Source organism: Streptomyces sp. NPDC053513 (assembly GCF_044544765.1).
In the GTDB taxonomy this organism is placed as follows: domain Bacteria; phylum Actinomycetota; class Actinomycetes; order Streptomycetales; family Streptomycetaceae; genus Streptomyces; species Streptomyces litmocidini.
In genome coordinates this window covers 345,483-370,596 of sequence record NZ_JBITXP010000009.1, presented here as the reverse complement: position 1 = coordinate 370,596, position 25,114 = coordinate 345,483, and the positions used below count along the sequence as shown (strand labels likewise).

The 25,114-nt window shown below is 73.3% G+C and carries 18 protein-coding genes; 9 read left to right on the top strand and 9 right to left on the bottom strand.

Annotated elements, in window-relative coordinates; genetic code table 11:
* Positions 1-7: 7 nt before the first annotated feature.
* The 4 genes from ACIGW4_RS18900 to ACIGW4_RS18885 form a co-directional block, all read right to left on the bottom strand.
* Positions 8-1,114: a monodechloroaminopyrrolnitrin synthase PrnB family protein gene (locus ACIGW4_RS18900; protein ID WP_123455475.1), complete on the bottom strand. Its 1,107-nt coding sequence runs from the start codon at positions 1,112-1,114 to the stop codon at positions 8-10.
* Positions 1,115-1,205: 91 nt separating this feature from the next.
* Positions 1,206-2,651, bottom strand: a complete 1,446-nt coding sequence (locus ACIGW4_RS18895) for an MFS transporter (protein WP_399581619.1) — start codon at positions 2,649-2,651, stop codon at positions 1,206-1,208.
* Positions 2,648-4,078 (bottom strand): 4-hydroxyphenylacetate 3-hydroxylase family protein, encoded by a 1,431-nt coding sequence (locus ACIGW4_RS18890; protein WP_399581616.1) that lies wholly within the window; start codon positions 4,076-4,078, stop codon positions 2,648-2,650. Before ACIGW4_RS18890 ends, ACIGW4_RS18895 begins: the two co-directional genes overlap by 4 nt.
* A gap of 171 nt (positions 4,079-4,249) precedes the next feature.
* Positions 4,250-5,248 carry an AraC family transcriptional regulator gene (locus tag ACIGW4_RS18885; RefSeq protein WP_123455472.1) on the bottom strand — a complete coding sequence of 333 codons (999 nt, stop codon included), beginning with the start codon at positions 5,246-5,248 and terminating at the stop codon, positions 4,250-4,252.
* Between the two features lie 118 nt (positions 5,249-5,366).
* Here ACIGW4_RS18885 and ACIGW4_RS18880 point away from each other — a divergent pair, with 118 nt between their 5' ends.
* From ACIGW4_RS18880 to glgB, 5 genes are all read left to right on the top strand, one after another.
* A complete protein-coding gene (locus ACIGW4_RS18880) occupies positions 5,367-6,308 on the top strand; it encodes an SDR family oxidoreductase (protein ID WP_398707560.1) in 942 nt (313 codons plus the stop codon).
* 327 nt (positions 6,309-6,635) lie between these two features.
* Entirely contained in the window at positions 6,636-8,621 is a 1,986-nt protein-coding gene (locus ACIGW4_RS18875) for an alpha-1,4-glucan--maltose-1-phosphate maltosyltransferase (RefSeq protein WP_399581612.1), read from the top strand.
* Entirely contained in the window at positions 8,618-10,315 is a 1,698-nt protein-coding gene (treS, locus tag ACIGW4_RS18870) for a maltose alpha-D-glucosyltransferase (protein ID WP_123455469.1), read from the top strand. The genes ACIGW4_RS18875 and treS overlap by 4 nt, the downstream gene beginning before the upstream one ends.
* Positions 10,316-10,548: 233 nt before the next feature.
* Positions 10,549-11,886 carry a maltokinase gene (locus tag ACIGW4_RS18865; RefSeq protein WP_123455468.1) on the top strand — a complete coding sequence of 446 codons (1,338 nt, stop codon included), beginning with the start codon at positions 10,549-10,551 and terminating at the stop codon, positions 11,884-11,886.
* A 661-nt stretch (positions 11,887-12,547) separates the two neighbouring features.
* Positions 12,548-14,788 carry a 1,4-alpha-glucan branching enzyme gene (gene glgB, locus ACIGW4_RS18860; RefSeq protein ID WP_399581610.1) on the top strand — a complete coding sequence of 747 codons (2,241 nt, stop codon included), beginning with the start codon at positions 12,548-12,550 and terminating at the stop codon, positions 14,786-14,788.
* Here glgB and ACIGW4_RS18855 read toward each other — a convergent pair.
* The 4 genes from ACIGW4_RS18855 to ACIGW4_RS18840 all read right to left on the bottom strand — a co-directional run bounded on the left by ACIGW4_RS18855 (position 14,775) and on the right by ACIGW4_RS18840 (position 18,535).
* A complete protein-coding gene (locus tag ACIGW4_RS18855) occupies positions 14,775-17,009 on the bottom strand; it encodes a HelD family protein (protein ID WP_399581608.1) in 2,235 nt (744 codons plus the stop codon). The two genes, glgB and ACIGW4_RS18855, sit on opposite strands and share 14 nt — an antisense overlap.
* Positions 17,010-17,175: 166 nt before the next feature.
* Entirely contained in the window at positions 17,176-17,520 is a 345-nt protein-coding gene (locus tag ACIGW4_RS18850; protein ID WP_359588311.1) for a thioredoxin family protein, read from the bottom strand.
* Positions 17,517-17,936, bottom strand: a complete 420-nt coding sequence (locus ACIGW4_RS18845; RefSeq protein ID WP_123455465.1) for a MerR family transcriptional regulator — start codon at positions 17,934-17,936, stop codon at positions 17,517-17,519. Before ACIGW4_RS18845 ends, ACIGW4_RS18850 begins: the two co-directional genes overlap by 4 nt.
* Positions 17,937-18,010: 74 nt before the next feature.
* The gene (locus ACIGW4_RS18840) at positions 18,011-18,535 is read right to left on the bottom strand and encodes an Lrp/AsnC family transcriptional regulator (protein ID WP_185094634.1); all 525 of its coding nucleotides are present in this window, start codon (positions 18,533-18,535) and stop codon (positions 18,011-18,013) included.
* A gap of 110 nt (positions 18,536-18,645) precedes the next feature.
* Here ACIGW4_RS18840 and ACIGW4_RS18835 point away from each other — a divergent pair, with 110 nt between their 5' ends.
* Both ACIGW4_RS18835 and ACIGW4_RS18830 read left to right on the top strand, forming a co-directional pair.
* Positions 18,646-19,542 (top strand): NAD-dependent epimerase/dehydratase family protein, encoded by an 897-nt coding sequence (locus ACIGW4_RS18835; RefSeq protein WP_399581604.1) that lies wholly within the window; start codon positions 18,646-18,648, stop codon positions 19,540-19,542.
* Entirely contained in the window at positions 19,542-20,447 is a 906-nt protein-coding gene (locus ACIGW4_RS18830; RefSeq protein WP_399581602.1) for an aldo/keto reductase, read from the top strand. The genes ACIGW4_RS18835 and ACIGW4_RS18830 overlap by 1 nt, the downstream gene beginning before the upstream one ends.
* Before the next feature lie 619 nt (positions 20,448-21,066).
* On the opposite strand, the gene ACIGW4_RS18825 is transcribed toward ACIGW4_RS18830, so the two are convergent.
* Positions 21,067-22,419, bottom strand: coding sequence for a cation:dicarboxylate symporter family transporter (locus ACIGW4_RS18825; protein WP_399581600.1), 1,353 nt, complete (start codon positions 22,417-22,419; stop codon positions 21,067-21,069).
* Between the two features lie 206 nt (positions 22,420-22,625).
* Between ACIGW4_RS18825 and ACIGW4_RS18820 the strand changes: the two genes are divergently transcribed.
* Positions 22,626-24,341 (top strand): ATP-binding protein, encoded by a 1,716-nt coding sequence (locus ACIGW4_RS18820; protein WP_399581644.1) that lies wholly within the window; start codon positions 22,626-22,628, stop codon positions 24,339-24,341.
* Positions 24,338-25,033, top strand: coding sequence for a response regulator (locus ACIGW4_RS18815; protein WP_123455462.1), 696 nt, complete (start codon positions 24,338-24,340; stop codon positions 25,031-25,033). Before ACIGW4_RS18820 ends, ACIGW4_RS18815 begins: the two co-directional genes overlap by 4 nt.
* Positions 25,034-25,114: the final 81 nt, after the last annotated feature.

The window sequence follows — 25,114 nt, the reverse complement described above, 5'->3', positions numbered from 1 at the left end:
AGCGCGGTTACGCGGCCGCGGGGCCGACGGGGGTCACGGCGGGGCGGCGTCGCTCGGTGGCGCGGCGCACCATGGTCTCGTTCTCCCTGGTCAGGTCCAGGATCGAGCGCAGCAGCGCGACGGGGGCGCCGCCGCTGCCCTCCTCGTACAGGCGTACGTCGTCGCTGTACGCCTTGCGGGCGATGCCGAGGTGGCGGGCCCGGAAGGTCTTCAGGATCCGCAGGACGCGGCCGAGCGCCTCGGCCGAGGCGGTGAGCGCGGGCGGCAGCCGGTCGGCGCCCTCCCAGCTGACGGCCGCCGACAGCTTGCCGACGGCGGAGACCCCGCCGTGGTGCCGGGCGTGGAAGGCGCGCCAGGTCGGCAGGGCGTAGGGCAGGGACTCGGCGAGGAAGGCGTCGTAGGCGGTGTCGGAGCGGTCGCACTGCCACAGCGTCAGGTCGACCAGCCAGAGCGGGACCTGGGCGGCGGCCGGGCCCAGGTAGTCGCGGCCCGCGATCTCGACCTCCTCGAAGTAGGGGCGGAGGGTGAGCGCGAAGTACTCGGGCGGGACCTGCGCGACCGTGAGGTCGATGGAGTCCACCATCGTCCCCACGTGTCCGGCGATGCGGTGGAGGGCGGTGGCGAAGCCGGGGTCGTACGGTTCGAGGCGGGCGACCCGGGCGCAGTCGTCGAGGGCCGCGACGAGTCCGGGGAAGACCATCCGTACGGCGTCCTGGAGGCGGGCCTCGGTGGGGTGGCCGGTGTAGGTGCGGCGGCGGGGGCCCTTGGGGTTCCAGGTGGTGTAGTGGTGGACGGTGTCGCGGGGCACCATGTCGGTGCGGCGGCCGAGGAGTTCCAGGACGGGCAGGGCCTCGGGGACCGCGTGCAGCGGCTGCACGCCGTGCCGTTTCAGGGAGCCGAGCAGGATGCCGAGGTCCCGCATGGCGGCGAGCGCGCCGCCGACGCTCCACTGCGCGGCCCGGTCGAGGTCGGGGACCAGGGCGCGCAGGGCGACGGTCAGGGCGGCGACGTCGGCCCGCGCGTTCATCGCGGGCACCGCGGCGAGCAGGGCGTCGGCGCCCAGCGGGTCGGCGGCGCGTATGTCCTCGGTCGTGTGACGCGGGTCGCCGAGCAAAGGGGCCTCTATTCTTCGGGGCTCGGTGCGCCGGGGGAACGGGGCTCACCGGCCGGGTGGTCAGGGGGTGGGCATCGCGTCGTGGGGGGGGTCAGTACGGGTCGGGCACCCGGTCCTTCGGCGGGGCGGTCCGCGCCGGGAGGTGCGGGCGTACGGAGAGCAGGGCGGCCAGGGCGGCGAAGGCGGCGCCGGTGAGCAGGGCGGCGCGGAAGCCGGCGGTCTCGGCGGCGGCCCGGGCCGTGTCGCCGGCCGCGGTGCGGAGGGCGTCCCCGGTACGGCTGGTGGCGACGGCCACCAGGACGGCGAGGCCGAGGACGGAGCCGAACTGCTGGCTGGTGTTGACGAGTCCGGAGGCGAGTCCGGTCTCGGCGGGCGCGGCCTCGGCGGTGGCAGCCACGTTGGTGGTGACCGTGACCAGCGGCAGGGCGGCGCCGAGGAGGAGGCTGGGGGCGAGGACGGTGCTCGCGAAGGTGCCGTCGGAGGTGAGCGCCAGGGCCAGCCAGAGGGTTCCGGCGCACAGCAGGACGAAGCCGAGGGTCATGGTGCGGTGCAGGCCGACGCGGAGGATGATCCGGCCGGTCCGGGGGGCGACCGCGACGACGACGAGGGAGAGCGGCAGGAGTCCGAGGCCGCCGCCGAGGGGCGTGTGTCCGAGGACGTCCTGGAGGTAGAGGCTCACCAGGAAGAACATCGGGAACAGCGTGGTCTGGGCGAGCGCGGCGAGGACGTTGGCGAGCCGGAGCGCGGGCCGGGCGAGGACCGGGGGCGGGACGAGCGGGGCGGCGGCGCGGGTCTCGACGGCCGCGAAGACGAGCAGCAGCGCCAGGCCGGCGCCGCCGCTGCCGAGGGTGCGGACGGTGAGCCATCCCGCTTCGGAGCCGCCGACGAGGGCGTGGGCGAGGAGGCCGAGGCCGGCGGTGGCGGTGAGCGCCCCGGCGAGGTCGAAGCCGCCGGACGCCCCTCCGGTGCGCGGGTCGAGGACGGCGACGGCGAGGACGGCGAGGACGGCGGCGAGGAGGACGTTCAGCCAGAACGTGGCGCGCCAGCCGAGGGCGTTGGTGAGGACGCCGCCGAGGACCGTGCCGAGGACGCCGCCGAGGCCGCCCATGGCGGCGAAGGCGCCGAGGGCCCTGTGCCGGGCGGGGCCGTCGGGGAAGAGCAGGAGCAGCAGGGCGAAGGCGGCGGCCGCGGCGAAGGCGGCGCCGACGCCCTGGGCGGCGCGGGCCGCGACGAGGGCGCCGGCGCCGGGGGCGAGACCGCCGGCGGCGGAGGCGGCGGCGAGCAGGCCGAGGCCGCCGAGGAAGACCCGCCGGTGGCCGAGGAGGTCGGCGACGCGTCCGCCGAGGAGGAGCAGTCCGCCGAAGGCGATGAGGTAGGCGTTGGCGACCCAGGAGAGGCCGGCGGAGCCGGAGCCGAGGTCCTCGCCGACGGAGGGCAGCGCGACGTTGACGATCGCGGTGTCCGTGATCAGCAGCAGCTGGGTGGAGGCGAGCAGGGCGAGCGCCCCGCGCCGCGGGCCCGGTGGTGGCGGCGTCACCGGGTCGTCCCCAGGCCGTAGCCGTCGAGGCAGGCGCGGGCGAGGTTCTCGCACTCCTCCGCCGAGCCGGCCCAGGTCTGCATGGTGAGGTAGACGTGCGGGGCGCCGTGGTAGAAGCGCTCGTACTGCTCGTGGCGGCCGGCGAACTCCGAACCGAGGGCGTCCCAGGCGAGTTTGAGGAGTTTGACGCGGTCCTCGGCGGGGTGGCCGGGGCTGGAGAAGTAGCGGCGGACCAGCGGCCCGAGTTCGGGGTGGAGGAGGTCGCGGCCGCTGGCGGGGAGCTGGACGAGGGCGCCGCCGGCGAGGAGCTTGATGTCCTGGACGGCACGCGGGTAGAGCTCGCCGGCCATGATCCGCTGGGCGAAGGAGATCTCCTGCCCGGGGCGGACGCCGCCGCGCCCGCCGTCGACCTCCTCGTACGAGGCCTCGGCGGCGAGGACGAAGGCCTTGGCCTGGGCGACCATGCCGAGGAGCCGGCCGAGGGCCTGGGTGACGGCGGGCAGCTTCTCGGTGCCGTTCGAGCGGGTGATCAGGATCGCGAGGCCGGTGAGGAACTCCAGCTTGGTCCAGAAGCGGGTGGCGGACTGGTGGACGAGGTTCAGGTAGGCGGGGGTCCGCCACCAGATCGCGCCGGTTCCGGCCGGGTCCCGGTAGGTGAGGACCCGCTCCCAGGGCACGAAGACGTCCTCGCAGACGAGCATCGCGTCGTTCTCGTCGTACCGGGAGGAGAGCGGGTGGTCGAAGACGGACCGGGCGCGTTCCTCGTAGGAGGTGCGGGAGATCAGCTTGAGGCCGGGGGCGTCGAGCCGTACGGAGAAGGTGACGGCGTGCTCGGTGTCGTCGTCGGCGAGCGGTTCGATGGTGCCGACGAGGAGCTCGTCGGCGAAGACCGCGCCGGTGCCGATGGTCTTGGCGCCGCGGACGACGATCCCGCCGTCGCGTTCGGCGACGACCCGCAGGGCGAGGTCGTCCTCGCCGCGCCCGGTCGCGGGGTTGGTGAGGGTGAACGCGGTGTGCAGGTCGTCCTCGGCGATCCGGCGGTGGAGGGCGAGGGCGTGGCCGGCGGCGTCGAAGGCCTCGCCGGTGAAGACGGCGGGCGCGGCGGCGAACCCGGCGGCGCCGGCGGCCATGTAGTCGGGGGTGCGGCCGAGGAAGCCGTAACTCGCCTCGGCGGTGGTGCGGAAGGCGCGGCGCCGGGCGACGAGGTCCTCGTACGAGCGGGGGACGGCCCCGGCCCGGCGCACCCCGCCCTGGACGAGGACGGGGCGGTGCGCGGGGTCGTCGGCGAGGTCGAAGAGTCCGGCGAAGGAGGCCGCTCCGGCGCGGAAGGCGGGGTGGGCGGTGACGTCCTTGACGCGCTCGCCGTCGAGCCAGATCTCGCGCCCGTCGCGCAGTCCCTCCAGATACTCCTGCCCGGACCTCGTCACCGGTGTCTCGCCTCTCCTCGGGGTCGCGGCTGTGCCGGTCCCGAGCCTCTCCGGGCGGCCCCGGCCGGACAATGAACGTCCGTCCAGGGGTCCTTAAGAACCGTCCAGGGGCTCCCGAAGATGTCAGGTCGGGCGGTCCGGAAGCGCCTGCCGGTCCCGGCCGGGGGCGGATCAGGCGGCTCTGACCTCCCCCGACCGGTACTCGCCGGGGGTCATCCCGAACCATTTGCGGAAGGCGAGGTGGAAGCCGACGGCGCTGCGGTAGCCGACCCGCTCGGGCACGGCGGACTGCGGGAGGGAGGTCTCGGCGAGGAGCCGGCCGGCCTCCTGCATGCGGCGGGCGGAGAGGTACCGGGCGGGGGACTCCCCGACGAGCTCGCGGAAGGCGGCGGTGAACGCGGAGCGGGACATGCCGACCTCGCGGGCGAGGGAGTCGATGGTCCACGGCTCGGCGAACCGGGTCGCCATCATGACGACGGCCCTGCTGATCCCGGGGTGGCGGAGCAGCGGCAGCGAGGCCGGGTTGCCGGCGAGCTCGCGGAGCAGCGGGCGGAGCGCGAGGACGAACGCCATCTCGAAGGCGCGCAGCGTGATGAGCCGGTCGCCGGGGCCGACGGGCCGGTCGGGGGCGGCGAGCAGCCGGAGAGTGTCGCGGAGCAGCGGTTCGCGGTCGACCTGCCGGCCGTCGAGGACGAGGGCCCAGGGCAGGGAGGTGTAGAGGCCGGTGGCGGCGCCGGCGTCGTAGTGGAGTCCGGCGCACAGGAAGCGGCTGGCGGGTCCGCTGCCGTCGATGACGATCTCGCCGGAGGTGCCGGGCTGCCGTTCGGGCAGGACGGCCCTGAGGGGGACGCCCTGGCGGTCGGGCCGGTCGGAGAGGCGGTGCGCGGCGCCGGTGGGGAAGACGACGAGGTCGCCGGCGTGGAGTTCGACGGGGGTCTCGTCGTCGGCGGTGATCCAGCAGTCGCCCTCGACGACGTAGTGGAGGACGGCGCAGCTCCGTTCGGCGTCCCCCTCGATGGCCCAGGGGGCGCGGACGTGCCAGCGGCTGTCGAAGACGCCGGTGAGCCGGAGGGGTTTGAGGAGTTCGCTCAGCAGGTCCTCGTGCTCGCCCTCGCGGGGAGGGTCGAGGGGGTCGCGCTGGTCGTGACGGTCGGTTCCCACGGTTTCCATGGACGATCCTTCAACTTCCGCCCCGGTTTGTTAATTGAACGGACGAAGCGGCCGCGGCGAGCCTGGAGGGACGCCGACACGGCAGCGGTGACAGCCTATCGAAGGGCCTCAGACACACATGTCCAGTGAGATTCCGATGCGGGTGGCGGTCGTGGGCGCGACCGGCTTCCAGGGCGGCGCGGTGGCCCGCCTCCTCGCCGAGCGCCACCACCGGGTGCGGGGCCTGACCCGCCGCCCGGAGGCGGACCGGCCGCCGCTCCCCGGGGCCTTCCTCCTCGGCGGCGACCTGGGGGTGCCGGGCGACGTGCGGCGGCTCTTCGCGGGGACCACGCACGCGTTCGTCACGATGCCGCTGGTGTACGACGAGGAGCGGGTGGAGGCGTACGCGCGGAACGTCGCGGAGGCGGCGCTCGCGGCGGGCACGGAGCGGCTCGTGTTCAACGCCAACACCCGGCTGCCGCTGGGTCCGACGGGCGTCGCCGCCTTCGAGACGCGGCGGCTCGCGGAGCGGGTGCTGCGGGACAGCGGCGTGCCGCTGGTGGTGCTCCGGCCGCCGGTGTACCTGGACAACCTGTTCTCCCCGTGGAACGGGCCCGCCCTGGTCGACGAGGGCGTCCTCGCCTATCCGCTGCCGGAGTCCGCGCGGACGGCGTGGCTGTCGCACCGGGGCCTCGCGGAGGCGGCGCTCGCGGCGCTCACCCGGGAGGACCTGGAGGGCCGGACCTTCGACATCGGCGGGGACCGCGCCCTGACGGGCCGGGAGCTGGCGGCGGCCTTCGGGCGGGGGCTGGGCCGGGCGGTGCGGTACGAGGAGCTGGATCCGGCCGTGTTCGAGCGGGGTCTGGCGCAGCTGCTGGGACCGGCGACGGCGGCGGGGGTCGCGGGGATCTACCACTACATGGCGGGCGGCGCGGACCCGCTGCTGATGGCGGACGACGACGGGGTGTCGTCGGAGGTCCTCGGCGTGGAGCCGGCCCCGGTGGAGGAGTGGGTGGCGCGGCAGCCCTGGCAGGTGTGGTCGTCGGACGCGGAGGAGCCGGACGCGTCGCCGCTCCCCTGATCCCGGAACGGAGGAAGGAGCCCCGCCCACAAAGGCGGGGCCGTTTTCTTGTCCGGGTCCCGTCCTTGTCCGCTTCCCTACGCCCTAGTAGTTAACAAAGCGCCGGATTGCCCACCCGACAACCGTGGGAAGGCTCCTCCGGTACCGCCCCCGACCCCGTCTCCCCGTGCCCCCCGTTCCTATCGGTTCATCCCTGTGGACCCGCCATCCGAGTGAACGCGGACAGGAGCCGTCATGCCCGCAACCCGCCGGCCGCCGACGGAGCTAGAAAGAGCGCACCACCACCCGCACCCCCGTAACCCGTCAGGTGATGCCGTGAATCCGCTCATGGGACGCATTCCCGTACTGGACGTCCGCCCACTGGTCGACTGCGGTCGACGCCCCGCGAAGGCGGTGGCCGGAGAGACCTTCGAGGTGACGGCGACCGTCTTCCGCGAGGGCCACGACGCGGTCGCCGCCAATGTCGTGCTGCGCGGCCCGTCGGGCCGGCCCGGCCCCTGGACCCCGATGCGTGAACTGGCCCCGGGCACCGACCGGTGGGGTGCCGAGGTCACCCCGGACGTCGAGGGCCTGTGGACGTACACCGTGGAGGCCTGGAGCGACCCGGTGGCCACCTGGCGCCACACGGCGAGGATCAAGATCCCGGCCGGGATCGACTCCGAACTGGTCCTCGCCGAGGGGGCCGAGCTGCACGAGCGGGCCGCGAAGGGCGTCCCGAAGAAGGGCGGCGGCCGGGAGGCCGTGCTCGCGGCGGCGGACGCGCTGCGCGACGTGTCCCGCCCGGCGGCCGTGCGGCTCGCGGCGGCGCTGGCCCCGCGGGTGGTCGACGCCCTGGACCGCCATCCGCTGCGCGAACTGCTCTCCTCCTCCCCCGCGTTGCCGCTGCAGGTGGAGCGGGAGCGGGCCCTGTTCGGCTCCTGGTACGAGTTCTTCCCGCGCTCGGAGGGCGTGCGGAAGGTCAAGGGGCGCACGGTGCCGGGGAACTTCCGCACGGCGGCCGAGCGGCTCCCGGCGGTCGCGGCGATGGGCTTCGACGTGGTGTACCTGCCGCCGGTGCACCCGATCGGCGAGACCCACCGCAAGGGACCGAACAACTCCCTGTCGGCGGGCCCGAACGACGTCGGCGTGCCGTGGGCGATCGGCTCCCCGGAGGGCGGGCACGACGCGCTCCACCCGGACCTGGGGACCTTCGAGGACTTCGACGCCTTCGTGGCGCGGGCCCGGGAGCTGCGTCTGGAGATCGCCCTGGACTTCGCGCTCCAGTGCTCCCCGGACCATCCGTGGGTGGAGAAGCACCCGGAGTGGTTCCACCACCGGCCGGACGGTTCGATCGCGTACGCGGAGAACCCGCCGAAGAAGTACCAGGACATCTATCCGATCGCGTTCGACAAGGACATGGACGGGATCGTCGCGGAGACGGTGCGGGTGCTGCGGTTCTGGATGGACCACGGCATCCGGATCTTCCGCGTGGACAACCCGCACACCAAGCCGGTGGTGTTCTGGGAGCGGGTGATCGGCGAGATCAACCGGGCGGACCCGGACGTGATCTTCCTGGCGGAGGCGTTCACCCGGCCGACGATGATGCGGACGCTCGGCGCGATCGGCTTCCAGCAGTCGTACACGTACTTCACCTGGCGCAACACCAAGGAGGAGCTGACGGAGTACCTCACCGAGCTGTCCGGGGAGACGGCCGCGCTGATGCGGCCGAACCTCTTCGTGAACACCCCCGACATCCTGCACGCCTACCTCCAGGAGGGCGGCCGGCCCGCGTTCGAGGTGCGGGCGGTGCTCGCGGCGACGCTCTCGCCGTCCTGGGGCATGTACGCCGGGTACGAGCTGTGCGAGAACACCCCGCTGCGGGAGGGCAGCGAGGAGTACCTGGACTCGGAGAAGTACCAACTGCGGCCGCGGGACTGGGAGTCGGCTGAGCGGTCCGGGGCGACGATCACCCCGCTCATCACCGCCCTGAACCGGATCAGGCGCCGTCACCCGGCGCTCCGCCGGCTGCGGAACCTGACCTTCCACGACGTCGACAACCCGCAGGTGATCGCGTACTCGAAGCGCTCGGGTTCGAACATCGTTCTGGTGGTCGTCAACCTCGACCCGCACCACACCCAGGAGGCTTCCGTCTCGTTGAACATGCCGGAACTCGGCCTCGACTGGCACGAGACCGTGCCGGTGCGCGACGAGCTCACCGGCGAGACCTATCACTGGGGCAGGAACGCCTACGTGCGCCTGGAACCGGGCGTCACGCCCGCGCACGTGCTCGTCCTGCGACCGTCCCCGCAGACCGGAGGGTCACCCACCTCATGACGACTGTCAACGAGCCCGTCCCCGACACCTTCGAGGACACCCCCGCCAAGGACCGCGATCCCGACTGGTTCAAGCGGGCGGTGTTCTACGAGGTCCTCGTCCGCTCCTTCCAGGACAGCAACGGCGACGGCATCGGCGACCTGAAGGGCATCACGGCCAGGCTGGACTACCTCCAGTGGCTGGGCGTGGACTGCCTCTGGCTGCCGCCGTTCTTCAAGTCCCCGCTGCGGGACGGGGGCTACGACGTCGCCGACTACACGTCGGTGCTCCCCGAGTTCGGCGACCTCGCCGACTTCGTGGAGTTCGTCGACGCGGCCCACCAGCGCGGCATGCGCGTGGTCATCGACTTCGTCATGAACCACACCAGCGACCAGCACCCGTGGTTCCAGGAGTCGCGGCGCGACCCGGACGGCCCGTACGGCGACTACTACGTCTGGGCGGACGACGACAAGCAGTACGCCGACGCCCGGATCATCTTCGTCGACACCGAGTCCTCCAACTGGACCTTCGACCCGGTCCGCAAGCAGTACTACTGGCACCGGTTCTTCTCGCACCAGCCGGACCTCAACTACGAGAACCCGGCGGTGCAGGAGGAGATCCTGTCCGCGCTGAAGTTCTGGCTGGACCTGGGGATCGACGGCTTCCGGCTGGACGCGGTGCCGTACCTGTACCAGCAGGAGGGCACCAACTGCGAGAACCTCCCGGCCACCCACGCCTTCCTCAAGCGGGTCCGCAAGGAGATCGACGACCACTACCCGGACACGGTGCTGCTCGCCGAGGCCAACCAGTGGCCGGAGGACGTCGTCGACTACTTCGGCGACTTCCGCTCCGGCGGCGACGAGTGCCACATGGCCTTCCACTTCCCGGTCATGCCGCGCATCTTCATGGCCGTGCGGCGCGAGTCCCGCTACCCGGTCTCCGAGATCCTGGCGAAGACCCCGGAGATCCCCTCCGGCTGCCAGTGGGGCATCTTCCTGCGCAACCACGACGAGCTCACCCTCGAAATGGTCACGGACGAAGAGCGCGACTACATGTACGCCGAGTACGCCAAGGACCCGCGGATGCGGGCCAACATCGGCATCCGGCGGCGGCTCGCCCCGCTCCTCGACAACGACCGCAACCAGATGGAGCTCTTCACCGCACTGCTCTTCTCGCTGCCCGGCTCGCCGGTGCTCTACTACGGCGACGAGATCGGCATGGGCGACAACATCTGGCTCGGCGACCGGGACGGGGTGCGGACCCCGATGCAGTGGACCCCCGACCGGAACGCGGGGTTCTCCTCCTGCGACCCGGGCCGGCTCTACCTTCCGGCCATCATGGACCCCGTCCACGGGTACCAGGTCACGAACGTCGAGGCCGGCATGGCGTCCCCCTCCTCGCTCCTCCACTGGACGAAGCGGATGATCGAGATCCGTAAGCAGAACCGCGCCTTCGGGACGGGGACGTACACGGAACTCCCGGCGTCCAACCCGGCCGTGCTCGCCTTCCTGCGGGAGGACGGCGACGACCTGGTGCTGTGCGTGAACAACTTCTCGCGCTTCGCCCAGCCCACCGAGCTGGACCTGCGGCGCTTCGACGGCACGCACCCCGTGGAGCTGATCGGCGGGGTCACGTTCCCGGCCATCGGCCAGCTGCCGTACCTCCTGACCCTTGCGGGGCACGGCTTCTACTGGTTCCGTCTCAAGAAGGCCTGAGCCGCAGCCAGTTCCCGCTCGACCCGGGTGGGGCGGTTTCCCCCGCTCCACCCTGGGCACTGTGAACCACACACGATTCAGGTCCATACGGGTTTACTCACCGGACCCGTACGGATCTTCCCTTTCCGACACGTCCCGCACATCCGGACAGTCACAGCCGCCATCCGGGACACTCTGCGCATTTGAACGCATACGAAAGCCACTTGCGCGCCCCGGGGAAAGGACGCGATGCCATGCCGGAGACCGCATCCACCACCCGGGCCCCGGACGCCCTCCTTCCGTCCCTCGCCCCCCTGCTCCACGAATGGCTGCCACGGCAGCGCTGGTTCGCGGGCAAGGGCCGCCGGGTCACCGGATTCACGCTGGACGCGGCCACCGAGCTGCTGCCCCTGGACGGGACCGGACCCGGACTCCTCCACCTCCTCGTACGGGTCGAACAACCCGGCCGGCCGGCCGGGACACCCGCCGACTGCTACCAAGTCCTCCTGGGCGTACGGTCCCAGCTGCCGCCCCGCCTCGCCCCCGCCCTGATCGGGCGGATCCGGCAGGGGCCGCTCGCCGGACGGGCGGTGTACGAGGGGCTGCGCGACCCGCGCCTCGCGGGGCTCCTGTACGAACGCCTCCGCAGCCCGGGCCGCACCGGCCCCCTCCGCTTCCACGCCACGACGGCCCTGCCCCCCGCCCTGGCCCCCCGGATGCTGGACACCGAACAGTCCAACTCCTCCCTCGTCTACGGAGATTCGTTCATCCTGAAGATCTTCCGGCGCGTCAGCCCCGGAGCCAATCCGGACCTGGAACTGCCGCTCGCCCTCGCCGGAGCCGGCTGCGCCCGGGTCCCGGCCCCGGTGGCCTGGTTCGAGTCCGGGGCCTCCACCCTGGGCGTCCTCCAGCCCTACCTCCGGGACTCCCGGGACGGCTGGCGGCTCGCCCTCGACGCGCTCGCCGAAGGACGGGACTTCACGACCGAGGCGCGGGCCCTCGGCCGCGCCACCGCCGAGGTCCACCTGGCGCTCGCGCGGGCCCTCCCCACCCGGCGCCTGGACCGCGCGGAGACCGAGCAGCTGGCGGCGGCGATGGACCGGCGGCTGCACGCGGCGGCCCAGGCGGTCCCCGCCCTCCTGCCCCACGTGCCGGGCCTGCGGGCCGTGTTCGCGGCGGCGGGCGGCGGGAGCGTGGTGCAGCGCATCCACGGGGACCTGCACCTCGGGCAGACCCTGCGCGGCTCCGACGGGGCCTGGGCCGTCATCGACTTCGAGGGCGAACCGGCGAAGCCGCTGGACGAACGGCGCAGCCCCCAGCCCACCGTCCGCGACGTCGCCGGAATGCTCCGCTCCTTCGACTACGCGGCCCGCACGCACCGGCCCTGGAACGCGGAGTGGGCCTCCCGCTGCCGGGCGGCGTACTGCACGGGCTACGCGGAGGCGGCGGGGGTGGATCCCCGGGCGGATCCGGCGCTCCTCCGCGCGTACGAGACGGACAAGGCGGTGTACGAGGTCGTGTACGAGGCCCGCCACCGGCCGGACTGGCTCCCGGTCCCCATGTCCGCCATCCAACGCCTCGCCTCCTCATGACCACCCCCGCACCCTGCGGGGCGCTGCCCCTCCCGCACCCCCCGCACGGGACCCGCACCCGGGTGGGTCCCCCTCCGTGTGGGACCCGCGTCCGGGTGGGCGGCTCCCCCGCCCATGTGGGCCCGCGCCCTGCGGGGCGGTTTCCCACCCGCCGTGTGGGCAATCGTCCCGCTGGGGCGGGACGGGTGGGCACACGGGACGGCGCCCTCCAGCGGCGCCTCCGCGTTCCGCGCCTGGACCCGCACCACCAGCTGGGTGCACCTGGGGTGCGGGTTCAGGCCCAACAGCCTCGGGCGCCGGCCGGGCGCGGGTCCGTTGTGCCCACCCGTTCCGCCCCAGCGGAACGACTGCCCACAACGGGGGGCGCGGGGGCGCCGGCCCAGCGGGCGCAGCCCACAACGGGGGCGCGAGGGGTGGGCACCGCCCGGCGGGCGCACGCCCACAACGGCGGGTGGGCACCGCCCCGGCGGGCGCGCCCACAACGGGGGCAGACGCAGTCCGCAGCGGGGCGGGGCGACCCGTTCGGAGCAGTGGGCGGCGGGGGCGCACCCGGTCCCGCCTGCGCAAGCAGCACCCGCCCCCCGTTCGGCCGAGTGTCCCCCGTCACCACCTCACCGTTCCGTACCCGTACCCCCTTCCCCTGCCCCCAGGAGGCATCCCCGTGACCGCCCGTCCCGCAGGCAAGACGTCCAGCTCCGTGCGGAAGGCACGGAAGGCGCCGGTACTCGACCCCGGCGACCGGGCCCGGCTGCTCGCCGGGGAGCATCACGATCCGCACGGCGTGCTCGGCGCGCACCCGGTGAAGGGCGGGGTCGTCATCCGGGTGCTGCGTCCCTGGGCGAAGGAGGTCGCCGTCCTCACCAAGGGCAAGCGCCTCACGATGGACGACGACGGCGACGGACTCTTCTCGGTGTTCGTCCCGCTGCTGCGCAAGGTGCCCGCGTACGAGCTGCGGGTCAGGTACGACGGGGACGAGATGCCCGTCCACGACCCGTACCGCTTCCTCCCCTCCCTCGGCGAGCTGGACCTGCACCTGATCGGCGAGGGGCGGCACGAGGAGCTGTGGACGGCGCTCGGGTCGCAGCCCATGACGCACGAGGGCGTGGCCGGCACCCGCTTCGCGGTGTGGGCGCCGAACGCGCGCGGGGTGCGGGTGACGGGCGACTTCACGCACTGGGACGGCACGGCGCTGCCGATGCGTTCGCTCGGTTCGACGGGCGTGTGGGAGCTGTTCGTGCCGGGGATCGGCGAGGGCGCCGTCTACAAGTACGACATCGCGCGGCCCGACGGCTCGCACACCCTCCGCGCGGACCCGATGGCCCGCCGTACGGAGTGCCCGCCGAACACCGCGTCGATCGTCACCGCCTCGCACCACGCGTGGGAGGACGCGGAGTGGATGGAGCGGCGCGGGGCGCGGCCGGCGCACGAGGCGCCGATCTCCGTCTACGAGGTGCACCTGCCGTCGTGGCGGCCGGGGCTGACCTACCGCGAGCTGGCCGAGCAGCTGCCCGCGTACGTCCGTGACCTCGGGTTCACGCACGTGGAGCTGATGCCGGTCACCGAGCACCCCTTCGGCGGCTCCTGGGGCTACCAGGTCACCGGGTTCTACGCGCCGACGGCCCGCATGGGCACCCCGGACGACTTCAGGTTCCTGGTGGACGCGCTGCACCGGGCGGGGATCGGCGTGCTGATGGACTGGGTGCCCGCGCACTTCCCGAAGGACGACTGGGCGCTGGCGGAGTTCGACGGGCGTCCGCTGTACGAGCACGAGGACCCGCGCCGTTCGCACCATCCCGACTGGGGGACGCTGGAGTTCGACTACGGCCGCAAGGAGGTGCGGAACTTCCTGGTGGCGAACGCCGTGTACTGGTGCCAGGAGTTCCACATCGACGGTCTGCGGGTGGACGCGGTGGCGTCGATGCTCTACCTCGACTACTCGCGGGAGCACGGCGAGTGGGTGCCGAACGAGTTCGGGGGCCGGGAGAACCTGGACGCGGTCCGCTTCCTCCAGGAGATGAACGCGACCGTCTACCGCCGCTGCCCCGGTGTCGTGACCTTCGCCGAGGAGTCCACCGCCTGGGACGGGGTGACGCGGGCGACGGACCAGGTGGGTCCGGGCGGCTTCGGCGGGCTGGGCTTCGGCATGAAGTGGAACATGGGCTGGATGCACGACTCGCTGGAGTACATGCAGAAGGAGCCGGTGCACCGCAAGTACCACCATCACGAGATGACGTTCTCGATGGTGTACGCGTACAGCGAGAACTACATCCTGCCGATCTCGCACGACGAGGTGGTGCACGGCAAGCGGTCCCTGGTGTCGAAGATGCCGGGCGACTGGTGGCAGCAGCGCGCCAACCATCGCGCCTACCTGGGCTTCATGTGGGCGCACCCGGGCAAGCAGCTGTTGTACATGGGGCAGGAGTTCGCGCAGGGCGGCGAGTGGTCGGTGGACCACGGGCCGGACTGGTGGCTGCTCGACCCGGCGTACGGGGCGGAGGCGGACCACCGGGGGGTGCGGGACCTCGTCCGGGACCTGAACACGGTGTACGCGGCGACGCCCTCGCTGTGGGAGCGGGACACCGTTCCGGAGGGGTTCCAGTGGGTGGTGGGGGACGCGGCCGACGACAACGTCTTCGCGTTCCTGCGGTACGACGCCTTCGGTGCGCCGCTGCTCGCGGTGTGCAACTTCTCGCCGGTGGTGCGGCACGACTACCGGATCGGGGTCCCGGACGCGTTCGCGGCCTGGGCGGAGGTCCTGAACACGGACGCGGCGCGGTACGGCGGTTCGGACGTGGTGGGCACCGACCCGGTGAAGACCGAGTCGGTGCCGTGGCACGGCCGTACGTCGAGCGTGCGGATGACGCTGCCGCCGCTGGCGACGGTCTGGCTCAGGCCCGCGTGATGATCCCGAGCCGCTGAGTGGCCCGGGTGAGCGCCACGTACAGGTCGTTGACGCCGTGCGTGGCGCCCTCCCGGATGCCGTCGGGGTCGACGACGAGGACCGTGTCGAATTCGAGGCCCTTCGCCTGGCGGGGGTCGAGGAGGACGACCGGGCGGGTGAGGTCGGGCTTCGGGCCGTGGGAGGCCTCGGGGAGGGCGGCGACGAGGGCGGGGTGGAGCGCGGCGGGCGCGATCACGGCGAGCCGTCCCTCGGCCCGCGCCTCCCCCGCCACCGCGTCGGCGGTCTCCTTGACCACGTCCTCCACGGCCCGCCGCCAGGGCTCCACGCCCGTGGAGCGGACCGAGCTCGGCGGTTCGAAGGCGGGGTCGTCCTCCCTGCGGACCTCGGCGGCGACGGCCATGATCTCGGCGGGGGTGCGGTAGTTGACGCCGAGGCGGACGTGGTCCCAGCGGTCCTCGACGTACGGGCCGAGGATGGACTGCCAGGCGCCGACGCCGGCGGGGTCGCCGGTCTGGGCGGGGTCGCCGACGAGGGTCATGGAGCGGCTGGGGCTGCGGCGCATGAGGAGCCGCCAGGCCATGGCGGAGAGCTCCTGGGCCTCGTCGACGATGATGTGGCCGAAGGCCCAGGTGCGGTCGGCGGCGGCCCGCTCGGCGGCGGTGCGGTGGTCGGCCTCCTCGTGGCGCTCGGCGAAGCGTTCGGCGTCGATGATGTCGTGGGCGGAGAGGACCTCGGAGGCGTCCTTGTCGAGTTCCTCCTTGTCCTCGAACTCGTAGGTGCGGGAGGCGAAGGAGACGTCGAGGACGCCCTGCGCGTACTGGATCTGCTTCTGCCGTTCGGCCTCCTCGGCGGCGCGGAGGGCGGAGTCGTCCTCGCCGAGGAGTTCGGCGGCCTCGTCGAGGAGGGGGACGTCGGCGGGGGTCCAGGTGCCGCCGGTGCGGCAGACGGCCTCGATGTCCTCCTCGGGGAGGTGGGTGGGGTCCGCCAGGTAGTCGGCGAGGAACTCCTGCGGGGTGAGGGCGGGCCAGAGGGTGTCGATCGCCGCGTGGACGTCGGGGTTGGCGGCGATGCCCTTGGCGAGCAGGGCGATGTCGTCGGGGCCGAGGAAGTTGGGGCCGCCGTAGGGGTCGGCGCCGATGCGGTCGGCGAGCTGCTCGGCGAGGGCGTCGAGGATGCGGAAGACGAAGTAGGGGCGGGCGAGGTTGTGCGGGAGGAAGGTCTCGCGGGCCTTGTGGCGGGCTTCGAGGGCCATGTCCCAGTCGATGACCAGGTCGCCGTCCTCGTGCGGGACGATCAGCGGTTCGCCGCGCTCGGGGACCTGCTGGCGGTCCCGTACGGCCGCGGCGAGGGCGTCGGCCATGGCGGCGGCGCCCTTGACGGCGGCGGCGCGCGGGGTGTCGGTGCCGGTGGCGTGGACGCCGGGGAAGAGTTCGGCGGGGGTGGCGAGGAGGACGCCGGTCTCGCCGAGGGAGGGCAGGACGTTCCCGATGTAGCCGAGGAAGGCGGGGTTGGGGCCGACGATGAGGACGGCCCGCTTGGCGAGCTGCTCGCGGTGCGCGTAGAGGAGGTACGCGGCGCGGTGCAGGGCGACGGCGGTCTTGCCGGTGCCGGGGCCGCCCTCGACGACGAGGACCCCGCGGTGCGGGGAGCGGATGATGGCGTCCTGCTCGGCCTGGATGGTCTGCACGATGTCGTGCATGCGGCCGGTGCGGGCGGCGTCGAGGGCGGCGAGCAGCACCTCGTCGGCGTCCCGGCTCTCGTGGCCGGTGCGGGTGCCGTCGGCGAGGTCGAGGACCTCGTCGTGGAGGGAGACGACCTCGCGGCCCCGGGTGGTGATGTGCCGGCGGCGGGTGAGCCCCATCGGCTCGTACCCGGTGGCCAGGTAGAAGGGGCGGGCGATCTCGGCGCGCCAGTCGACGACGAGCGGGGTGCGGTTCGGGTCGTCCTCGCGGATGCCGAGCCGGCCGATGTGGTGGTCGCGGCCGTCCTTGAAGACGAGCCGGCCGAAGCAGAGACCGCTCTCCCCGGCGTTGAGCGCGGCGAGCAGCCCGGACTGTTCGGCGACCAGCACGTCCCGTTCGAGCCGTCCCTGGCTGCTGCCGACCCCGGGGGTGCGCAGCGCCTGCTGGACGGCGGCCTCGGCCTGGTCCCTCAGGTCGTCGAGTCGTGCGTAGAGATCCGTGATGAATCTCTGCTCATTCCGAAATTCCTCGGTTGACAATTCGACTCCCGGCGCGATACAGTGCGTTTATTGAACTTCTCCGTGTCTTCGGTGCGTCTGAACACGGAATCCATCAATATACGCGAGGCAATACCCCGACTGTCAATTCTAGTCGGGGTATTTCTGTATGCCCCGGTGTCGGACGGGCGCCTCGGCGCCGACCGCCTCAGTCCCCGTCCAGCACGTCCTCCAGTTCCGCCAGGAGGCGGCGCTTCGGGCGGGCTCCGACCATCGACTTCACCGGCTCGCCCCCGCGGAACACCATGAAGGTCGGGGTCCCGAGGATCCCGTACTTCAGCGCGGTCTCCGGGCTGCGGTCCACGTCGACCTCGACGATCCGCAGCCGCTCCGCCTCCTCGACGGCGATCGCGCCGAGCACCGGCTTCATCTGCCGGCAGGGCGGGCACCACTCCGCCGTGAACTTCACGAGCACCGGCAGTCCGGCGCCCAGCACCTCCGTGCCGAAGTCCCCGTCCGTGACCTCCGCCACGCCCTCCGCGTACGTCGTCATCTCCGCCGTCCCTCCGTCTCCGTCACCGCTTCGAGTTCGCACCGGGGCTCCGGGCCGTGCGGCAGTTCCGCCTCGGCCCGCAGCAGCTGGGCGCCCACCTGGGCGCGCACCGCCCGGAGCTGTTCGATCAGCCCGTCCAGCTCGGCGAGCTTGCGCCGGTAGACGGCGATCGAGGCGGGGCACGAGTCCCCCGCCGGGTGGCCCGCGCGCAGGCAGTCGACGAACGGCCGCGTCTCCTCCAGCTCGAACCCGAAGTCCTGCAGGGTCCTGATCTGCTGGAGCAGCCGCAGGTCGCCCTCGTCGTACGTGCGGTGGCCCCGCTCCGTGCGCCGTGCGGTCAGCAGACCGCGGGACTCGTAGTACCGCAGGGTCCGCGTGGTCGTCCCGGCCCGCTCGGCCAGCTCTCCGATGCGCATGTCCCCGACGGTAGGCCTTGACGCCGACGTCAAGGCAAGGGGTCGGCGCCCCGCCGGGTCAGCGCCCCGCCGGGTCAGCGCCCCGCCGGCGGAAGGAGGGGTTTGCGGACCACCGGGGACGACAGCACGATCGAGGTCGTGGTCCGGCCGAGGGCCGAGGTCTGCTCCAGGACCTCCTCCAGGTGGACGGTGTCGGTGACGGCGACCTTCAGGATCCAGCAGTCCTCGCCGACCACGTGGTGGACCTCCAGGACCTCCGGGCGCGCGGTGAGCTCCAGGGTGCGGGGGTGCTTCAGGGTGTAGCCGCCGTGCGGGTTCACGCGGATGAAGGCCTGGATGCCGTAGCCGAGCACGGCCGGCGAGACGTGCGCGCCGTAGCCGGTGACCGCCCCGCCCGCCTCCAGCCGGCGGACCCGTTCGGTGACGGCCGCGGGGCTCAGCCGGACGCGGCGGCCGAGCTCGCTGAGCTTGATGCGGCCGTCGGTCTGCAGGAGGTCCAGGATCTGCCGGTCGATGGGGTCGAAAACGGACACCGAGGTTTCGTCGGCGGCGGTGCGCGAATGCCGTGGTTCCTTCGGCGAGACGGCCTGGACTCCCATGTTTCCCCCTTCGACCGGCGAGCGCACAACGTAACACTTGTCGAAGAAACAAAACGCTCGGAAGAGCAGGGAAACCGGGGGAGTTGAGAGGGTTGGAGAAGACGGAACCCATGGACGTTCTGGTCATCGGCGGGAACCGCTATTTCGGAAAGCGGCTCATCGCGCTGCTGCGGGAATCCGGGCACCGGATCACGGTGCTCAACCGGGGTTCTTCCCCGGCCCCGGAAGGAATCGAGCAGCTGGTCGCCGACCGCGACGACGAGAACGCGCTCGTCTCCGTTCTCGCGGGCCGTTCCTTCGACGTCGTCGTGGACCAGGTCTGCTACACGCCGCGCCAGGCCGAGATCGCCCGGCGCGTGTTCGCGACGCACACCCGGCGCTATGTGATGACGTCGACGGTCGAGGTCTACGAGTACGAGGACTCGGCCGAGCCGGTCGCCGAGTCCGCCCTCGACCTGGCCGCCGTGACCGTCGACACGGGCCTGCCCTGGGAGGACCCCGAGTTCCTCGAAGCGCACTACGGGGAGGGGAAGCGGCAGGCCGAGGCGGTCTTCGCGGCGGGGACGCCGTTCGCCTGGGCCTCGGTGCGGGTGGCGCACGTCCTGGGCGGCGCGGACGACTTCACCGGCCGGCTCGACCACTACGCGCGGCACATCCGGGCGGGCGAGCCCATCGCCGTGCCGGCGGTGAACCGTCCGGCGACCTATGTGTACGTGGAGGAGATCGCCGCGTTCCTCGCCTGGGCGGTCCGGGCGGACTTCACCGGACCGGTGAACGCGCACTCCTCCTCCCCGCTCACCACCGCCGACCTCTGCGTGGAGATCGAGAGGCTGGTGGGCGGCCGGACCGTCTTCCGGGAGGTGGAGGTCGGCGAGGTCTCGCCGTTCTCCTTCGCCCGCTCGTACGCCATGTCCAACTCCCGCGCGGCCTCCCTCGGTTACTCCTTCTCCGACTCCGGCGCGTGGCTGGCGAAGGCCGTCTCCGAGACGCTGGGGGTGGAGCGCTGATGCGGTACCGGATGCTGGGGGACGTACGCGTCGGCGCCGTCGGGCTCGGCACGATGCCGCTCTCCATCGAGGGCCGCCCGGACGAGGCGCGGGCCGTCGCCACCGTGCACGCCGCCCTGGACGCGGGGGTGACCCTCCTCGACACCGCCGACTCCTACCACCCGCCGGGCGGCACGCCGGGCGAGGGCGAGCTCCTCGTCGGGCGGGCCCTCGCCTCCTACGGGGGCCGGGTGGACGACGTGCTCGTCGCGACGAAGGGCGGCCGGGGGCGCACGGCCGACGGCGGCTGGACCGTGGACGGCCGGCCCGAGCACCTGCGGCGGGCGGCGGAGGGCTCGGCACGGCGGCTCGGCGGCGACGCGATCGGCCTCTACCAGCTGCACAAGCCGGACCCGGCGGTCCCGTACGCGGAATCACTCGGCGCGGTACGGGAGTTGCTGGACGCGGGCACGGTGCGGCTCGCCGGGATCTCGAACGTGGACGCCGGGCAGATCCTTCTGGCCCGCGAGATCCTGGGCGACCGGCTGGTCTCCGTACAGAACCGCTACTCGCCCGCGGTGCGGGACGGCGAGGCGGAGCTGCGGCTCTGCGTCTCCCTCGGCCTCGCGTTCCTGCCGTGGAGCCCGCTGGGCGGGATCTCGCGCAGCTCCCTGGACGGGGCGTCCGCGCTGGAGGAGGACCCGGAGTTCGGCGCCTTCCACCGGGTGGCCCGGGCGCACGGCGTCAGCCCCCAGCGGGTGGCCCTCGCCTGGCTCCTGACCCGCTCGGACACGGTCCTCCCCATCCCGGGCGCGAGCCGCCCGGAGACGGCCCGGGACTCGGCGGAAGCGACGACCCTGCGCCTCTCCCCGGAGGACCTGTCGTCCCTCTCCCCGGGGGACTCCTCGCCCCTGAACACCCCCTGACCCACGCACCCACCGGGACCCACCCGCAGGGCCGCGCCGCTCCCACGCCCGGTTGCGGGCCCACCCGCGGGGCCGATACCCCCGCCCACCCCCGTTGCGGGCTGCGCCCGCTGGGCCGGCGCCCCCGCGCCCCCTGTTGTGGGCAATCGTTCCGCTGGGGCGGCGCCCCTCCCCGTACCCCGTTGTGGGCGCGCGCCCGCGGGCGGTGCCCCCGCCCACCCCGTTGTGGGCAATCGTTCCGCAGGGCGGAACGGGTGGGCACAACGGACCCGCGCCCTACCGGCGCCCGAGGCTCATGAGCCTGAACCCGCACCCCGTGCACAGCGCACCGGGGGTGCGGGTCAAGGCGCGGAACGCGGAGGCGCCGCTGAAGGGCGCCGTCCCGTGTGCCCACCCGTCCCGCCCCAGCGGGACGACTGCCCACACGGGGGTGAGCGGGGGCACCGCCCCGTCGGGCGCGGCGCACACGGCCCGGAGGCGTCGCCTCGCCGGGTGCGGGCCCGTACGACGGACGCAGGGCCGTACGGGCGGAGGCCGGTCGGGCGCGGCCCGCACGGGGGTGGCCGGTCGGAGGCCGGTCGGGCGCGGCCCGCACGGGGGGTCGGTCGGAGGCCGGGGGTCAGACGCCCGCTCGGGCCCTCTCCTCGCCCTCGTCCGTACGCTGGTCCGGGACCCCCGCCGCCCCGTGATCGTCCACGAGGGTCGTCTCGTCGAACGGCACCCGCCCCGCCAGCACCTCCGCGGCCCGCGCCTTGTCGATCTCCTTCGTCCACGTGCCGACGAGCACCGTCGCGACCGCGTTGCCCGCGAAGTTGGTCAGGGCGCGCGCCTCGCTCATGAAGCGGTCGATGCCGACGATGAGGCCGACCCCGTCGACGAGGTCGGGCCGGTGCGACTGGAGCCCGCCCGCCAGGGTCGCGAGCCCGGCGCCCGTGACGCCCGCCGCCCCCTTCGAGGCGATGATCATGAAGACGAGGAGCGAGATCTGCTCGCCGACCGACAGCGGGTCGCCCATCGCCTCGGCGGTGAAGAGCGAGGCCATCGTCAGGTAGATCGCGGTGCCGTCGAGGTTGAAGGAGTAGCCGGTCGGCACGGTGATGCCGACGACCGGCTTGCTGACGCCCAGGTGCTCCATCTTCGCGATGAGCCGCGGCAGCGCGGACTCCGAGGACGAGGTGGAGAGGATCAGCAGGAACTCGCGGCCCAGGTACTTCAGGAGGGCCCAGATGTTGATCCCGGCGATCAGGCGGAGCAGCGCGCCGAGGACCACGAAGACGAAGAGCCCGCAGGTCAGGTAGAAGCCGATCATGATGACGGCCAGCGACTTCAGCGCCGCCGCACCCGTCGCCCCGACGACCGCCGCGATCGCGCCGAACGCGCCGACCGGCGCGGCCCACATGATCATGCCGAGGATGCGGAAGACCAGCTTCTGGATGTGCCCGATGCCCCGGAGGACCGGTTCGCCCGCCGCGCCCATGGCCTGGAGCGCGAAGCCGGCGAGGAGGGCGACGAGGAGGGTCTGCAGGACCTCGCCCCCGGTGAAGGCGGAGACGAGGGTGGTCGGGATGATCCCGAGCAGGAAGTCCGGGGTCGACTCGTGCGCGCCCTCGGCCTGCTTGACGCCGGCCTCGGCGAGCTCCTTGGTGAGGTGGAGCCCGGAGCCGGGTTCCAGCAGGTTGCCGACGAGCAGACCGATCGCGAGCGCGACGGTCGACATCACGAGGAAGTAGCCGAGGGCGAGGCCGCCGACGGCGCCGACCTTCGCGGCCTTCCGGACGGAGCCGACGCCGAGCACGATCGTGCAGAAGATGATCGGCGAGATCATCATCTTGATCAGGTTGACGAAGCCGGTGCCCAGCGGCTTGAGCTCGACGGCGACGCCCGGCGCCAGGAAGCCGACCGTGATGCCGAGCAGTACGGCGCCGATGACGGCGAGATACAGATAGTGGGTGCGGTCCCGGCGTGCGGCCACGGGGTCCTCCTCGTGCTGATGGGTGTCCACGTCCCGGTGGACCTCCGCGACTATCCATCAGCCTGTGACCGGGGTCACGGTTGCGTGCGTTTCGTTCACGACGGGAACGGGATCGGGAGCGGGACGGGAACGCCCGGAAGGGCACGATTCGGGAACGCGGCGCCGCCGCACCCCTTCCCACGTGCACACTTACCCGCATGCGCCGCATGCGTCTCCCCCTCCCTCGCCCCCGCAGCCTGGCCGGCCAGCTCTTCGCGATGCAGGTCGTGCTCGTGGCCGTCGTCGTGGCGGGATGCGCGGTCTTCGCGTACGTCACGGACCTCGCGCAGGCCGAGGAGACCGCGCGGCGCCAGTCCACGGCGACCGCCGCCGCCGTCGCCGACTCCCCGTCCGTGGTCGCCGCCGCCCGCTCCGCCGACCCGACAGCCGCACTCCAGCCGTACGCGGAGTCGCTGCGCCGCCACGCGGGCGTCGCCTTCGTGGTGATCATGTCCCCGGACGGCACCCGCTGGACCCATCCCGAGCCGGCGCAGATAGGCCGCACGTACCTCGGGCACATCGAGCAGGCGCGGCAGGGCCGGCTCTACTCCGAGACGCACCTGGGCGTCCTCGGCCCCTCCGTGCGGACGGTGGCACCCGTCCTCGACCGCGACGGCCGGGTCGTCGCCCTGGTCAGCGCGGGCATCACGATCGACAAGATCAGCGAGCAGGTACGGGAGCAGGTGACCGCCCTGCTCGGCATGGCGGGCGTGGCGCTCGCGCTCGGCGGGGCGGGGACGTACGTCGTGAACGCGCGCCTGCGCCGCCACACGCACGGCATGAACGCCACGGAGCTGAGCCGGATGCACGACTACCACGAGGCCGCGCTGCACGCCGTGCGGGAAGGGCTCGTGATGCTCGACGGAGGGCGGCGGATCGCCCTCATCAACGACGGCGCGCGGGAACTCCTCGGCCTGGACGAGGGCGTGGTGGGCCGGCCGGCCGCGGAGCTCGGCCTGCCCGCCCCCCTGACCGGCGCGCTGCTCTCCTCGGAGCCGCGCGTCGACGAGACGCACCTGACGGCCGACCGGGTCCTCGTGGTCAACACCCGTCCTGTGGTGGGCGGGGAGCGGCGCGGCACCGTGGTCACGCTCCGGGACCGCACCGAGCTCCAGGCGCTCTCCGGCGAGCTGGACTCCGAGCGGGGCTTCACGGAGGCGCTCCGCTCCCAGGCCCACGAGGCGGCGAACCGGCTGCACACGGTCGTGTCGCTCATCGAACTGGGCCGGGTGGCGGAGGCGGTGGAGTTCGCGACGGCGGAGCTGGAACTCGCCCAGGCGCTCACCGACCGCGTCGTCGACGCCGTCGGCGAGCCGGTCCTCGCGGCGCTGCTGCTCGGCAAGGCGGCGCAGGCCAACGAGCGGGGTGTGGAGCTGGTCCTCACCGAGGACAGCCGCATCGACGACGGCCGGGTCCCGGAGGCCCTGCCCTCCCGGGACCTGGTGACGATCCTGGGCAACCTCATCGACAACGCGGTGGAGGCGGCCGGCGGGACCCCGCACGCGCGCGTGACGGTCACGGTCGCGGCCCGCGCGGGCGACGGCGAACTGCTGATCCGGGTCGGCGACAGCGGACCGGGCGTCCGTCCCGCCGACCGGGAGGCGGTCCTCGGCCGCGGCTGGTCCACCCGGGGCCCCGGCCGCGGCCTCGGCCTGGCCCTGGTGGGCCAGGCGGTCTCCCGCGCCTCGGGCACCCTGCACCTCACGGACGCGGAGGAGGGCGGCGCCCAGTTCACCGTGCGCCTCCCCCTGCGGCGGGAGACGGGGACGGAGACGGGGACGGGGTTTTCCGGGACCTCCCGAGCACCCGAGGCCGCCGAGCCCCCCGAAGCCGTCGAGGCCTCCAAGGCCGCCGGGGCCGCCGACGCGGAGGTGGCCCCGTGAGCGCGCAGTCCCTTCGGGTGCTCGTCGTCGAGGACGACCCCGTCGCCGCCGACGCCCACGCGCTCTACGCCGGGCGGGTCGAGGGCTTCACCGTCGTCGGGGTCGCGCACTCGCGGGCCGAGGCCGTGCGGATCCTGGACCGGACGCCGGTCGACCTGATCCTGCTCGACCTCTACCTGCCCGACGGCCACGGTCTCCAGCTGCTGCGGTCCCTGCGGGCCGCCGGCCACTCCGCGGACGTCATCGCCGTGACCTCCGCCCGCGACCTGGCCGTCGTCCGCGAGGGCGTGTCCCTCGGCGTCGTCCAGTACGTCCTGAAGCCGTTCGCCTTCGCCACCCTGCGGGACCGGCTCGCCCGGTACGCCGAGTTCCGGGCGGCCGCCGGGGAGGCCTCCGGACAGGACGAGGTGGACCGGGCCCTCGCCGCGCTCCGGGCCCCGCACCCCGCCACGCTCCCCAAGGGCCTCAGCGCCCCCACGCTCGAAGCCGTCACGCGCACCCTCCGGTCCACCCCGGCGGGGCTCACCGCCGCCGAGGCGGGCGCGGCCGTCGGGATCTCCCGGATCACCGCCCGCCGCTACCTCGAACACCTGGTCACGGAGGGCCGTGCCGTGCGCGCCCCGCAGTACGGCCAGATCGGCCGTCCCGAGCTCCAGTACCGCTGGCTCGGCGGCCCGGCACGCGGCCACTGAGCGGCCCCGGCTGTTACCGCCCGGTTCCCACGTTCCTACGACGTCGCACGTTGGAAGAACACACCGTAGCCAGCCGTCACC